Source organism: Pseudomonas sp. TWR3-1-1 (genome assembly GCF_049896545.1).
GTDB lineage: Bacteria > Pseudomonadota > Gammaproteobacteria > Pseudomonadales > Pseudomonadaceae > Aquipseudomonas > Aquipseudomonas weihenstephanensis.
The window spans coordinates 307549-321187 of sequence record NZ_JAFCUO010000002.1 but is presented as its reverse complement, the minus strand read 5'-3'; the positions used below and the strand labels follow the sequence as shown (position 1 = coordinate 321187).

The window sequence follows — 13639 nt, the reverse complement described above, 5'->3', positions numbered from 1 at the left end:
AAGCGCGGCTCCCCACTGAATAAAGGAGAAGCCGTATGACTAACAAGAACCCGCAAACCCGCGAATGGCAAAACCTCAGTAATGATCACCACCTGGCGCCGTTCAGTGACTTCAAACAATTGAAGGAAGTTGGCCCGCGCATCATCACTCACGCCAAGGGCGTGTATTTGTGGGACAGCGAAGGTCACAAGATTCTCGACGGCATGGCCGGCCTGTGGTGTGTGGCAATCGGTTACGGGCGCGATGAACTGGCAGACGCTGCCAGTCAGCAAATGCGCGAACTGCCGTACTACAACCTGTTTTTCATGACCGCTCACCCCCCGGTGCTTGAGCTGTCAAAAGTCATTGCCCAGATTGCGCCTGAAGGCATGAACCACGTGTTCTTCACCGGCTCCGGCTCCGAAGGCAACGACACCATGTTGCGCATGGTTCGCCACTACTGGGCGATCAAAGGCCAACCGAACAAAAAAACCATCATCAGCCGCAAAAACGGCTATCACGGTTCGACCGTGGCCGGTGCCAGCCTGGGCGGCATGACCTATATGCACGAACAGGGCGACTTGCCGATCCCGGGCATCACGCACATCCCGCAGCCTTACTGGTTCGGTGAAGGCGGTGACATGTCCCCGGAAGAGTTCGGCATCTGGGCGGCCAATCAACTGGAAGAGAAAATTCTCGAAATCGGCGTCGATAACGTCGGTGCCTTTATTGCCGAGCCGATTCAGGGCGCAGGCGGCGTGATCGTGCCACCTGATACCTACTGGCCGCGCATCAAAGAGATTCTGGCCAAGTACGACATTCTGTTCGTGGCCGATGAAGTGATTTGCGGTTTTGGCCGCACAGGTGAGTGGTTCGGTAGCGATTTCTACGGCCTCAAGCCCGACATGATGACCATCGCCAAGGGCCTGACCTCGGGCTATATCCCGATGGGTGGCCTGATCGTGCGCGACGAAGTGGTGGCGGTACTGAACGAAGGCGGCGATTTCAACCACGGCTTTACCTACTCCGGTCACCCGGTAGCGGCAGCCGTTGCGCTGGAAAACATCCGCATCCTGCGCGACGAAAAAATTATCGAAAAAGTTCAGGCCGAAACGGCACCGTATTTGCAAAAGCGTTTACGCGAACTGAACGATCACCCGTTGGTGGGCGAAGTGCGCGGCGTTGGCATGTTGGGTGCCATTGAACTGGTACAGGACAAAGCCACGCGCAAACGTTATGAAGGCCGTGGGGTTGGCATGATCTGCCGCCAGTTCTGCTTTGATAACGGTCTGATCATGCGCGCCGTGGGCGACACCATGATCATTTCGCCGCCGCTGGTGATCAGCAAAGACGAGATCGATGAGCTGGTAACCAAGGCTCGCAAGTGCCTGGATCTGACCTTGGAAGTGCTTCAGGGTTAACTGCTAGGCTCCGAGCGTAAGACAACTACCGCTTTTACGTAGGTAATTACGCTCTAAGCCTTAAGAATAAAGGCTCTTCCCTTGAAAGCCTGCCCCGGATCTTGCCAGACTAGCCGCCGGCTTTAGTCACCCTGATCTCAGGACGCTGAATCGGTGGTTTAAAAGAATAAGTGGAGCATTACAGATGAAGGCATCAGGTTTTAAAAAAGCTGGCAAGACCCTTCTCGCCCTGTCTTTGATGGGTGTGATGGCGGGGGCAGCTCAGGCAGCCGACAAAGTGCTGCACATCTACAACTGGTCCGACTACATCGCACCCGATACCGTGAAAAAGTTTGAAGACCAGACCGGTATCAAAGTGGTGTACGACGTGTTCGACAGTAACGAGACCCTTGAGGCCAAGCTGCTGGCGGGCAAGTCCGGCTACGACATCGTCGTGCCGTCCAACAACTTTCTGGCCAAGCAGATCAAGGCCGGGGTTTACCAGGAGCTGGACAAGTCCAAGCTGCCCAACTGGAAAAACCTCGACCCTGCGTTGCTCAAGGCCGTTGGCGATGCCAGCGATCCGGATAACAAACACGCGTTCCCGTACATGTGGGGCACCATTGGCATCGGCTACAACCCTGAAAAGGTCAAAGCGGCCCTGGGCGTCGACACCATTGATTCATGGGATGTGCTGTTCAAGCCCGAGAACGCGGCCAAGCTGAAAAGCTGTGGCATCAGCTTCCTCGACTCGCCGACCGAAATGATCCCGGCTGCCTTGCATTACTTGGGCAAGCCCACCAACTCGACGAACAAGGATGACTTGAAAGCAGCGGAAGACCTGTTCCTGAAAATCCGTCCTTCGGTGGGTTACTTCCACTCCTCCAAGTACATCTCCGACCTGGCCAACGGCAACATCTGCGTCGCCGTGGGCTACTCGGGCGACCTGGAACAGTCGATTTCCCGCGCTAAAGAAGCCGGCGACAAGGTCAAGCTCAAGTACGTGATCCCGAAAGAAGGTGCTGGCAGCTTCTATGACATGGTCGCCATCCCTAAAGACGCCGAAAACGTTGAGGCCGCCTACGCCTACATGAACTTCCTGATGCAGCCTGAGGTGATGGCCGAAATCACCAACAGCGTGCGCTTCCCCAACGGTAACAAGGCTGCAACGCCGCTGGTGAATAAAGACATCTCGGGCGACCCGAGCATCTACCCGTCCGACGAAGTGAAAGCCAAGCTGTATGCGATCAGTGACTTGCCGCCTACCACCTTGCGCCTGCTGACGCGTAGCTGGACCAAAATCAAGTCCGGTAAGTAACCCGATACCCTGTAGGAGCGGTCACAGGCTGCGATCTTTATAAACGTTCAACAGATCGCAACCTGCGCCAGCTCCTACGGTTTAGGGTGAAATCAGCGCTAAATCAGGGCATTACAGCAATAAATCGCAGAAAACTTTGCTGTGCACGTTTATCGAGGGTAAGTTGCGCGCCGGTTTTGTCTTTGGCGGTTCTGCTGCCGTGTGACGCGGGCAACTCAGGCCCAACTATTTTGAGGACCATCACGTGTCTACATCTTTGTTTCGCAGGACCTTGCTGGTCGGCGCTGGTTTGACGCTTGCCGTCAGCGTACAAGCAGCACCTACCGTGCACATTTACAACTGGTCGGACTACATCGCGCCGACAACGCTGGTGGATTTTGAAAAGGCCACTGGCATCAAACCGGTGTATGACGTCTTCGATTCCAACGAAACCCTGGAAGGTAAACTGCTGGCCGGGCGTACCGGTTATGACGTGGTTGTGCCGTCTAACCACTTCCTGGGCAAGCAGATCAAAGCAGGCGCGTTCCAGAAACTCGATCTGGCGCAACTGCCCAATTATTCCAACCTTGACCCGGCCCTGCTCAAGCGCCTTCAGGCCAACGATCCGGGCAACCAATATGCCGTGCCGTACCTGTGGGGCACCAATGGCATTGGTTACAACGTGGACAAGGTCAAAGAAGTGCTGGGCGTCGACACCATCGACTCCTGGGACGTGGTGTTCAAGCCCGAAAACATGAAGAAGCTGCAAAGCTGCGGCGTGGCTTTTCTGGACTCGGCAGATGAAATGCTGCCCACCGTACTCAACTACCTGGGGCTGGATGCCAACAGCACCAACCCCAAGGATTACAAGAAAGCTGAAGAAGTGCTGATGTCGGTGCGTCCATACGTCACCTACTTCCACTCCTCCAAGTACATTTCCGACCTGGCCAACGGCAACATCTGTGTCGCCATTGGTTTCTCCGGCGATGTGTTCCAGGCAAAAGCGCGTGCCGAAGAAGCCAAAAAAGGCGTCAACATCGCCTACATCGTGCCCAAGGAAGGCGGCGCCCTGTGGTTTGACATGCTCGCGATCCCCAAAGATTCCGGCAACGTAAAAGAAGCTCACACCTTCATCAACTACTTGCTCAAGCCTGAAGTGATCGCTCAGGTCAGTGACTATGTCGGCTATGCCAACCCCAACCCGGCCGCCGACAAGGTGATGGATGCGTCCATTCGTGCCGACGAAGCGGTTTACCCAACCCAGGCGGTGCTGGACAAAACGTACGTTTCCACCGAACTACCCCCGAAAGTGCAGCGTCTGATGACGCGCACGTGGACCAAGGTCAAAACGGGTAAATAACCCCCGCGACCGCCTATCCAAGGCCCGGCTATTGAAGTCGGGCTGCTAAATTTGTTGGGAGTTTCGTAATGGCTGTTGCCTCCGGCGCCTATAAGAAAGCCCTCGAGGGCGACCAGACACCTAAACAGGTGCTGGTCAAAATCGACCGGGTCACGAAAAAATTCGACGAGACGATTGCGGTGGACGACGTGTCCCTGGAAATCAACAAAGGCGAAATCTTCGCCTTGCTCGGCGGATCGGGATCGGGCAAATCCACCTTGCTGCGCATGCTCGCCGGTTTCGAGCGCCCAACAGAGGGCCGTATTTTCCTCGACGGTGTAGACATCACTGATATGCCGCCGTACGAACGGCCGATCAACATGATGTTCCAGTCCTACGCCTTGTTTCCGCACATGACCGTGGCGCAGAACATCGCGTTCGGCCTCAAGCAGGACAAAATGTCCGGCGCCGAGATTGATGCGCGCGTGAACGAAATGCTCAAGCTGGTGCACATGAGCCAGTACGCCAAGCGCAAGCCGCACCAATTGTCCGGTGGTCAACGTCAGCGTGTGGCCCTGGCCCGTTCGTTGGCCAAACGCCCGAAACTGTTGCTGCTCGACGAGCCGATGGGCGCGCTGGATAAAAAACTGCGTTCGCAAATGCAGCTCGAACTGGTTGAAATCATCGAGCGCGTGGGCGTGACCTGCGTCATGGTGACCCACGACCAGGAAGAGGCCATGACCATGGCCCAGCGCATTGCGATCATGCATTTGGGCTGGATCGCACAGATCGGCAGCCCGATCGATATTTACGAAACCCCGGTCAGCCGGCTGGTGTGCGAGTTCATCGGTAACGTCAACCTTTTCGAGGGTGAAGTGGTCGACGACGCGGAAGGCTATGCGCGCATCAATTGCCCGGAGCTGGAGAACGATATTTATGTCGGTCACGGCGTCAGCACCTCGGTTGAAGACAAGCACACCACGTACGCGATTCGCCCGGAAAAAATGCTCGTCACCACCGAGAAGCCGACCTGTGAATACAACTGGTCGCGCGGCAAGGTGCATGACATCGCCTACCTGGGCGGCCACTCGGTGTTCTACGTCGAGTTGCCGAGCGGCAAACTGGTGCAATCGTTTGTGGCCAACGCCGAACGCCGTGGCGCGCGTCCTACCTGGGACGACGAAGTCTACGTGTGGTGGGAAGACGACAGCGGCGTGGTACTGCGCTCATGAACATGCGAAAACTTAAACGCCGTCTGCAACGAATAACCCCCAAGGGCCGCCATGCGGTGATCGGGATTCCATTCCTGTGGCTGTTTTTGTTCTTCATGTTGCCGTTTTTCATCGTCCTGAAAATCAGCTTTGCTGAAGCCGACGTTGCGATCCCGCCGTACACCGAGATCTACAGCTACATCGACCAAAAGATCCAAATCCTGCTGAACCTGGGCAACTACGCCATGTTGGGCGACGATGAGCTGTATATCGCTGCCTACCTTGGCTCGTTGAAGATGGCCTTTTTCAGCACGGCGTTATGCCTGCTGATCGGCTATCCAATGGCCTACGCCATTGCCAATGCGCGCAAAGAGATGCAGACCGTGCTGGTGCTGCTGATCATGATGCCGACCTGGACGGCGATCCTGATCCGCGTGTACGCGTGGATGGGTATCCTCAGCAACAACGGGCTGCTCAACGGCTTTTTGATGTCGATGGGCTGGATCAGCGAACCGTTGCAGATCCTCAACACCAACATCGCGGTCTATATCGGCATCGTCTATTCGTACCTGCCGTTCATGATCCTGCCGTTGTACGCCAACCTGGTGAAGCACGACCACAGCTTGCTGGAGGCCGCGTCTGACCTGGGTTCAAGCACCATCAACAGCTTCTGGAAAATCACCGTTCCGCTGTCCAAAAACGGCATTATCGCGGGCTGCATGCTGGTGTTTATCCCGGTGGTGGGTGAGTTCGTGATCCCGGAACTGCTGGGCGGCCCCGAAACCCTGATGATCGGTAAAGTGTTGTGGCAAGAGTTCTTCAACAACCGTGACTGGCCGGTAGCGTCTGCGCTTGCCGTGGTCATGCTGGCGATCCTGATCGTGCCCATCATCCTGTTCAACCGCAGCCAGGCTAAAGAGCTGGAGGGCAAGATATGAATCGCGTCCGTTTTTCGAGCTTCATGTTGGTCGTCGGGTTGCTGTTCATCTACCTGCCGATGTTGATTCTGGTGATCTACTCGTTCAACGCCTCCAAACTGGTGACGGTTTGGGGCGGCTGGTCGCTGAAGTGGTACACCGGCTTGCTGGACAACACGCAGTTGATGGGTTCGGTGATGCGTTCGCTGGAAATCGCCTTGTACACGGCGATTGCAGCGGTCGCGCTGGGCACGTTGGCCGCCTTCGTGCTGACGCGTATCAGCCACTTCAAGGGCCGCACCCTGTTTGGCGGTCTGGTGACCGCGCCGCTGGTCATGCCCGAAGTGATCACCGGTCTGTCGTTGCTGCTGCTGTTTGTCGCGATGGCGCAAATGATTGGTTGGCCGCAAGAGCGGGGCATTGTCACCATCTGGATCGCCCACACCACGTTCTGCTCGGCCTATGTGGCCGTGGTGGTGTCATCGCGCCTGCGTGAGCTGGACTTGTCGATCGAAGAAGCCGCGATGGATCTGGGTGCCAAACCGTGGAAAGTGTTCTTTCTGATCACCATCCCCATGATTGCGCCGTCGCTGGCGGCGGGCGCCATGATGTCGTTTGCCTTGTCACTGGATGACCTGGTACTGGCCAGCTTCGTGTCCGGGCCGGGTTCCACGACCTTGCCGATGGAAGTGTTCTCGGCGGTACGTCTGGGGGTTAAACCCGAGATCAACGCCGTGGCCAGCTTGATTTTGCTGGCGGTGTCGCTGGTGACCTTTATGGTGTGGTTCTTCAGCCGTCGTGCTGAGGAGCATCGTAAAAAGGCTATTCAGCAAGCCATTGACGAATCGGCGGCAGAGTCGTGGAAGCAACCTGATGTACGCCGTCCTAAATCGCCCGGCGCGGTTTAAGGCAGCGGTATAAAAACCTCGCCTTCCTGCATGCAGGGGCGAGGTTTTTTTATGGGCTGTTGAGCTTTCTAGGGCTTGGCCACTTTCCACGCACCTTCCATTTTGCCGTCCCCGGTCTTGTCCCCGGCCTTCTTGTCCATGACAAAGGTGTACAGCGGCTTGCCGTCATAGGCCCACTGCATCTGCTGGTCATCACGAATAATGGTGGTCCATTTACCCTCGCCTTTGTCCGTGCTTTCAGCTTTGAGCGGCGGCCAGTTTTCAGCGCATTTGTCATTGCACATCGATTTGCCATCCGCATCTTTGGCAAAGGTGTAAAGCGTCATGCCGCTATGATCAACCAGCACACCGTTTTGGGTCATTGCCGGTTCTGCGGCAAACGCCAGGCCAGGCAGCGCCAATACAGCGCCTAAAAACAGTGACTTCAGGGAAAACGAGCTGTGAGTCATCGGAATCGTCCTCTAGGTGGTTGTACGATTTGAACCTACAAGCGTAGTTCACTCGCCCTTCGAACGTGGCGCTTGCCCAAAGTTGTCACACGACTGCAATAATTCCGTTATCTAATGCGCCACAAGACAGTTAAATGACATGGGGATTACGGCATGGTTGGCAGGAGCATTCTGATTGTTGATGACGAGGCACCGATCCGCGAAATGATCGCAGTCGCCCTGGAAATGGCGGGCTACGACTGCCTCGAAGCAGAGAATGCTCAGCAGGCCCACGCCATCATCGTCGACCGCAAACCTGATTTGATCCTGCTCGACTGGATGCTGCCCGGCGGCACCTCCGGCATTGAGTTGGCCCGACGCCTCAAGCGTGAAGAAATGACCGGCGATATTCCGATCATCATGCTCACGGCCAAAGGTGAGGAGGACAACAAGATCCAGGGTCTGGAAGTCGGCGCTGACGATTACATCACCAAGCCGTTTTCCCCACGCGAGCTGGTAGCACGCCTTAAGGCCGTGTTGCGTCGCGCTGGCCCGGCCGATGGCGAGTCACCGATTGAAATCGGCGGCTTGCTGCTCGATCCCATCAGCCATCGCGTCACCATCGACGGCACGCCCGCGGAAATGGGCCCCACTGAATACCGCCTGCTGCAATTTTTCATGACCCATCAGGAACGCGCTTACACCCGTGGCCAGTTGCTCGACCAAGTATGGGGCGGCAACGTTTATGTCGAAGAGCGCACCGTGGATGTGCACATTCGCCGTTTACGCAAAGCGCTCGGCGAGGCGTACGAGAATCTGGTACAAACCGTGCGCGGCACGGGCTATCGTTTTTCGACCAAAGCCTGATTTGCACTTTCAGACTCAACGCCAAGCAAGGACCCGCGCGACGTGAATCAAAACTGGCATAGCACGCTGATTCGTCATTTGTTGCTGTTGGTCACCGCCTGCCTGTTGATCGGCCTGGTCAGCGGTTATTACGGCTGGAGCCTGGCCGCAGGTGTGACGCTGTACCTGGGCTGGACGCTCAAACAGCTGTTACGTCTGCACGACTGGTTACGCAATCACCAACCCGACGAAGCCCCCCCTGATGGCTATGGCCTGTGGGGTGAAGTGTTCGACAGCATTTATCACCTGCAACGGCGCGATCAACGGGTACGCGGGCGCTTGCAAGCTGTGATCGACCGCGTGCAAGAGTCCACCGCAGCGCTCAAAGACGCCGTAGTAATGCTCGACAGCGACGGCAACCTCGAATGGTGGAACCGCGCCGCAGAGACCTTGCTGGGCCTCAAGACGCCACAGGACAGCGGCCAGCCCGTGACCAACCTGGTGCGTCACCCGCGCTTCAAGGAATATTTCGAACAGGACAGCTACGCTGAGCCGCTGGACATCCCTTCGCCGGTCAACGATCACCTGCGTATCCAGCTCTACATCACCCGCTACGGCAACAATGAGCACTTGATGCTGGTACGCGATGTCACGCGCATTCATCAGCTCGAACAAATGCGCAAAGATTTCATCGCCAACGTCTCCCACGAATTGCGCACGCCGTTGACAGTGATCTGTGGCTATCTGGAAACCCTGCTCGATAACGTCGACGACGTGAACCCGCGCTGGAAGCGCCCGCTGTCGCAAATGCAGCAACAGGGCGAGCGCATGCAAACGTTGCTCAACGACCTGCTGCTGCTGGCCAAGCTGGAAGCCACCGATTACCCCTCAGATAACCAGCCGGTGCAGGTCGAGCGTTTATTACGCACAGTCAAAAGCGACGCACAGGCGTTGTCCGGTCAGCGCAACCAGACCATCACGCTGGAGGCGCAAGCCGATGTAGCGCTCAAAGGCAGTGAGACTGAGCTGCGCAGTGCGTTTTCGAATCTAGTGTTTAACGCGGTCAAATACACCCCGGACGGTGGGAGTATTCGGATTCGCTGGTGGGCCGACGCCTCGGGTGCGCACCTGAGCGTGCAAGATTCCGGGGTCGGAATCGACAGCAAACACCTGCCGCGCCTGACCGAGCGTTTCTACCGCGTCGACTCCAGCCGCCATGCCAGCACCGGCGGCACCGGCCTGGGCCTGGCCATCGTCAAACATGTGCTGTTACGCCATCGTGCCCGCCTTGAGATCAGCAGCGTGTTGGGTCACGGCAGTACGTTTACCTGCCATTTCGCGCCGGTTCAGGTGACAAAAACCCTTAGCGTGGACCCGATCGACTGAGCCATGCGGCGTTAGCCCACTAGGCAAGGGCTACGTCAGTCGTTACATTGCTTGCCATGTGCCTGTTGTTCAGGCACCTGACCCTCCCCCTATTTGAAACAACGGAACCATTAAAACTCCATCATGGACCCTTCCCCTGGCTTGACCCTCGCCACACTGTTCGCCGATTTCGGCATGATTCTTTTTGCACTGATCCTGGTTTTGCTCAACGGCTTCTTCGTTGCGGCCGAATTTGCCATGGTCAAACTGCGCTCGACCCGGGTCGAGGCCATTGCTGACCAGAACGGCTGGCGCGGACGTATCCTGCGCACCGTGCACAACCAACTCGATGCTTACCTCTCGGCGTGCCAACTGGGTATCACCCTGGCATCGCTGGGCCTGGGCTGGGTCGGCGAGCCGGCGTTCGCGCACTTGCTGGAGCCGCTGCTCAGCGCCTTGGGCGTTGAGTCGGCCGAAGTGGTCAAGGGCGTGTCGTTCTTTACCGCCTTCTTCATCATTTCGTACCTGCACATCGTCGTCGGCGAGCTGGCGCCCAAGTCCTGGGCCATTCGTAAACCCGAAGCCCTGTCGCTGTGGACGGCCGTGCCGCTGTACCTGTTCTACTGGGCCATGTACCCGGCCATTTACTTGCTCAACGCCAGTGCCAACGCGATTTTGCGGATTGCCGGCCAAGGTGAGCCGGGCGCCCATCACGACCACGCCTACAGCCGCGAAGAGCTCAAACTGATCCTGCACTCCAGCCGTGGTCAGGACCCCAGCGATCAAGGCATGCGAGTGCTGGCGTCGGCGGTCGAAATGGGTGAGCTGGAGGTGGTCGACTGGGCCAATTCGCGCGAAGACCTGGTGACCCTTGATTCCAAGGCGCCACTCAAAGAAATCCTGGCGTTGTTCCGCCGCCACAAGTTCAGCCGCTACCCGGTCTACGACGCCGAAAACAACACCTTCGTCGGGCTGTTGCACATCAAAGACCTGTTGCTGGAGCTGGCTGACCTTGATCACCTGCCCGAAACCTTCAACCTCGAAGAGCTGACCCGGCCACTGGAGCGCGTGTCGCGCCATATGCCGCTGTCGCAGTTGCTCGAACAGTTTCGCAAGGGCGGCGCGCACTTTGCGCTGGTCGAAGAAGCTGACGGCAAGGTTGTGGGCTACCTGACGATGGAAGACGTGCTCGAAGTGCTGGTGGGCGACATTCAGGACGAACACCGCAAGGCCGAGCGCGGCATTCTGTCGTACCAGCCGGGCAAGCTGCTGGTGCGGGGCGACACGCCGTTGTTCAAGATCGAGCGCTTGCTCGGCGTTGACCTGGACCACGTCGAAGCTGAAACCGTCGCAGGCTTGATCTACGACACCCTCAAGCGGGTGCCCGAAGAAGAAGAGCTGCTGGAAGTCGAAGGCCTGCGCATCATCATCAAAAAGATGAAAGGCCCGAAAATCGTCTTGGCCAAAGTCCTCAAGCTGGACTAACCCCAACGCGTAGACAGGTCAGGGGGTTTTACCTGCCGAGCGCAAAGTTCGGCAGGCCCTGCAGCGGTTGGTTGAACTGAAACGGGATCGACACCCAGCCCAGCCCCGAGTTGCGTTGCACCACAAAGTGCAGATGCGGCCCGTTGCTGTGGCCGGTGTTGCCAGACAGACCCAATACACTCCCCAGCATCACCTGTTGCCCCACCTGCACCCGCACCGATCCACGGCTCAGATGCAGGTACACCCCGGTGCTGGCGTCGCTGTGCAGCACCCGCACAAAATTGCCTGATGGGTTGGGCCACGCGCCGCTCTGGCTGTTCTCCAGATCCAGCACCCGGCCCGCACGCGCCGCGATGATGGGCGTGCCCTCGGGCATGGCGATGTCCATCGCGTATCGGCTGCGCACGTCCTGATGGCTGTAAGACCCGCCGGGGCCTTGGGTCAGACGGAACGGTCCACCTCGCCACGGGAACGGATAACGCTCGCCCTGCGCCACCCACGGCACGATGGGTGCCGACAGGCGCGGGCGGTTGCGGATCAGGCTCTGACCCGGCACATACCCCAGCGCGGGGTTGTCCGGCACCCAGGCGCGACGTTTGACGGGTTTGGCCGGGCGTTCATTGCAGGCCCGCGCAGCGTGGGTGTCGGGCGCTGTACTGAATGCACAGGCCGCTGGCGCCGTGAGTGTGAGCAGCACAACCCCACCCGCCAGCCACATCAACGCCTTGGCCGAATGCCGCTGCGGTGATTCGCGCATGGAGCTGAAACCCTTCACAGGCAAGTCCTTCACACCAGGGCTGGCGCATTGCAATCAGCCTGTGATTAAACATATGCCAGCGCGTAGGAATAATCCGCTACCAGTGGTCAGACTCTTCTCTTTAGGCCTGTTCTCTCAGGTATTTCAGCGCCACTGCTCAGAAAACTTACCCGTGAAAGCGGGATGAAAGAAATCATCACTAGCATCCCGTCACCCCCGGCATTAGACCGGCAGGCCAGAGCCGCGGTGTAAGCCGTTGCCAGCGCCCACTCGACAACAATAAGAATGGTGATTGTTTATGCTGACCTTCCTTGGCTTTGCCATGGTCATTACGTTTATGTACTTGATCATGACCAAGCGCCTGTCTGCGCTGATCGCGTTAATCCTGGTACCGATCCTGTTTGCCGTCTTCGGCGGTTTTGCGCCCAAAATCGGGCCGATGATGCTTGAAGGCATTACCAAGCTGGCCCCGACCGGCGTGATGCTGATGTTCGCCATCCTCTATTTCGCGCTGATGATCGACTCCGGCCTGTTCGACCCGGCGGTGCGCAAAATTCTCAAGCTGGTAAAAGGCGACCCGTTGAAAATCAGCGTCGGCACCGCTGTGCTGGCGCTGGTGGTGTCGCTGGACGGTGATGGCGCGACCACCTACATGATTTGCGTAGCCGCCATGCTGCCGCTCTACAAGCGTATCGGCATGAGCCCGCGAATCATGGCGGGGCTGATTATCCTGGCCGGTGGCGTGATGAACATGACGCCGTGGGGCGGCCCGACGGCGCGGGCAGCGAGTGCGCTGCATGTCGACCCTTCTGACATTTTTGTACCGATGATCCCGGCCATGCTCGCAGGCTGTGCGGCGATTCTGGTCATCGCCTGGTGCTATGGCTTGCGTGAGCGTGCGCGGCTGGGTGAACTGCACCTGCATGGCGACGAAGTGGACCACAGCGAAATCAGCGTCTCGCAGTTCCCGGATGCCCGCCGTCCCAAACTGATCTGGTTCAACGGTGCATTGACCCTGGCGTTGATGATCACCCTGATCGCAGGTCTGCTGCCTTTGCCGGTGTTGTTCATGGTCGCGTTCAGCATTGCGATGATCGTCAACTACCCGTGCCTGCAACAGCAAAAAGACCGCGTGGCCGCCCATGCTGGCAGCGTGTTATCGGTGGTCGGGTTGATTTTCGCCGCGGGTATTTTCACCGGCATCCTCTCGGGTACAGGCATGGTTGATGCCATGTCCAAAAGCCTTCTGGCCGTGATTCCGCCAGCGATGGGGCCGTACCTGGCCGTGATCACCGCGTTGGTCAGCCTGCCGTTCACCTTCTTCATGTCCAACGACGCGTTCTACTACGGCGTGTTGCCGGTATTGGCCGAAGCTGCCAGCCATTACGGCATCACCGCCGTCGAAATGGCCCGTGCCTCGATTGTCGGTCAGCCCGTACACTTGCTCAGCCCGTTGGTGCCGTCGACCTACTTGCTGGTGGCCTTGGCGGGTATCGAGTTTGGCGATCACCAGCGCTTTACGCTCAAGTGGGCGGTTTTAGTGTGCCTGTGCATTTTGGTGGCAGCGTTACTGCTGGGCACCTTCCCGCTCTACAGCACGCTCTAACCCGCAGTATTGGTAGGAGATTGCCGAAGGCTGCGAGCGGTTCAACGGTCGCAGCTTGCGGCGGCTCCTGCGCAATGGCGGCAACCTCCGGTAAGTGTTTC

General features: G+C 57.8%; 11 protein-coding genes and 1 pseudogene. 10 read left to right on the top strand and 2 right to left on the bottom strand.

What is annotated here, in order from left to right:
• The first annotated feature begins 35 nt into the window (after positions 1-35).
• From ACP7A4_RS07020 to ACP7A4_RS06995, 6 genes are all read left to right on the top strand, one after another.
• Complete coding sequence (locus tag ACP7A4_RS07020) at positions 36-1400, top strand: aspartate aminotransferase family protein (RefSeq protein WP_048363987.1); 1365 nt, start codon at positions 36-38, stop codon at positions 1398-1400.
• Between the two features lie 184 nt (positions 1401-1584).
• Positions 1585-2697 (top strand): polyamine ABC transporter substrate-binding protein, encoded by a 1113-nt coding sequence (locus tag ACP7A4_RS07015; protein WP_059765659.1) that lies wholly within the window; start codon positions 1585-1587, stop codon positions 2695-2697.
• Positions 2698-2941: 244 nt separating this feature from the next.
• Positions 2942-4036, top strand: coding sequence for a polyamine ABC transporter substrate-binding protein (locus ACP7A4_RS07010; protein WP_048363989.1), 1095 nt, complete (start codon positions 2942-2944; stop codon positions 4034-4036).
• Positions 4037-4104: 68 nt separating this feature from the next.
• Positions 4105-5247 (top strand): ABC transporter ATP-binding protein, encoded by a 1143-nt coding sequence (locus tag ACP7A4_RS07005; protein WP_048363990.1) that lies wholly within the window; start codon positions 4105-4107, stop codon positions 5245-5247.
• The gene (locus tag ACP7A4_RS07000; RefSeq protein ID WP_048363991.1) at positions 5244-6164 is read left to right on the top strand and encodes an ABC transporter permease subunit; all 921 of its coding nucleotides are present in this window, start codon (positions 5244-5246) and stop codon (positions 6162-6164) included. Before ACP7A4_RS07005 ends, ACP7A4_RS07000 begins: the two co-directional genes overlap by 4 nt.
• Complete coding sequence (locus ACP7A4_RS06995; protein WP_059765656.1) at positions 6161-7051, top strand: ABC transporter permease subunit; 891 nt, start codon at positions 6161-6163, stop codon at positions 7049-7051. Before ACP7A4_RS07000 ends, ACP7A4_RS06995 begins: the two co-directional genes overlap by 4 nt.
• Positions 7052-7119: 68 nt before the next feature.
• Here ACP7A4_RS06995 and ACP7A4_RS06990 read toward each other — a convergent pair whose 3' ends face one another.
• Positions 7120-7500 carry a COG4315 family predicted lipoprotein gene (locus ACP7A4_RS06990; RefSeq protein WP_059765654.1) on the bottom strand — a complete coding sequence of 127 codons (381 nt, stop codon included), beginning with the start codon at positions 7498-7500 and terminating at the stop codon, positions 7120-7122.
• Positions 7501-7653: 153 nt separating this feature from the next.
• Here ACP7A4_RS06990 and phoB point away from each other — a divergent pair, with 153 nt between their 5' ends.
• From phoB to ACP7A4_RS06975, 3 genes are all read left to right on the top strand, one after another.
• Positions 7654-8346, top strand: a complete 693-nt coding sequence (gene phoB, locus ACP7A4_RS06985; protein WP_048363994.1) for a phosphate regulon transcriptional regulator PhoB — start codon at positions 7654-7656, stop codon at positions 8344-8346.
• 42 nt (positions 8347-8388) lie between these two features.
• Positions 8389-9711 (top strand): phosphate regulon sensor histidine kinase PhoR, encoded by a 1323-nt coding sequence (gene phoR, locus ACP7A4_RS06980; RefSeq protein WP_426246140.1) that lies wholly within the window; start codon positions 8389-8391, stop codon positions 9709-9711.
• A gap of 123 nt (positions 9712-9834) precedes the next feature.
• Positions 9835-11175, top strand: a complete 1341-nt coding sequence (locus ACP7A4_RS06975) for a hemolysin family protein (RefSeq protein WP_048363996.1) — start codon at positions 9835-9837, stop codon at positions 11173-11175.
• Positions 11176-11203: 28 nt separating this feature from the next.
• On the opposite strand, the pseudogene ACP7A4_RS06970 reads toward ACP7A4_RS06975, so the two are convergent.
• Positions 11204-11668: pseudogene (locus ACP7A4_RS06970) on the bottom strand (M23 family metallopeptidase); the annotation flags it as partial.
• A 562-nt stretch (positions 11669-12230) separates the two neighbouring features.
• On the opposite strand from ACP7A4_RS06970, the gene ACP7A4_RS06965 reads away from it, so the two are divergent.
• Entirely contained in the window at positions 12231-13538 is a 1308-nt protein-coding gene (locus ACP7A4_RS06965; protein ID WP_059765650.1) for a CitMHS family transporter, read from the top strand.
• Positions 13539-13639 lie beyond the last annotated feature (101 nt).

Coding starts and splice junctions, on each gene's coding strand:
- ACP7A4_RS06965 (WP_059765650.1), top strand. CDS start 12,231: ATGCTGACCTTCCTTGGCTTTGCCATGGTCATTACGTTTATGTACTTG.
- ACP7A4_RS06975 (WP_048363996.1), top strand. CDS start 9,835: ATGGACCCTTCCCCTGGCTTGACCCTCGCCACACTGTTCGCCGATTTC.
- phoB (WP_048363994.1), top strand. CDS start 7,654: ATGGTTGGCAGGAGCATTCTGATTGTTGATGACGAGGCACCGATCCGC.
- ACP7A4_RS07005 (WP_048363990.1), top strand. CDS start 4,105: ATGGCTGTTGCCTCCGGCGCCTATAAGAAAGCCCTCGAGGGCGACCAG.
- ACP7A4_RS06990 (WP_059765654.1), bottom strand. CDS start 7,500: ATGACTCACAGCTCGTTTTCCCTGAAGTCACTGTTTTTAGGCGCTGTA.
- ACP7A4_RS06995 (WP_059765656.1), top strand. CDS start 6,161: ATGAATCGCGTCCGTTTTTCGAGCTTCATGTTGGTCGTCGGGTTGCTG.
- ACP7A4_RS07015 (WP_059765659.1), top strand. CDS start 1,585: ATGAAGGCATCAGGTTTTAAAAAAGCTGGCAAGACCCTTCTCGCCCTG.
- ACP7A4_RS07000 (WP_048363991.1), top strand. CDS start 5,244: ATGAACATGCGAAAACTTAAACGCCGTCTGCAACGAATAACCCCCAAG.
- ACP7A4_RS07020 (WP_048363987.1), top strand. CDS start 36: ATGACTAACAAGAACCCGCAAACCCGCGAATGGCAAAACCTCAGTAAT.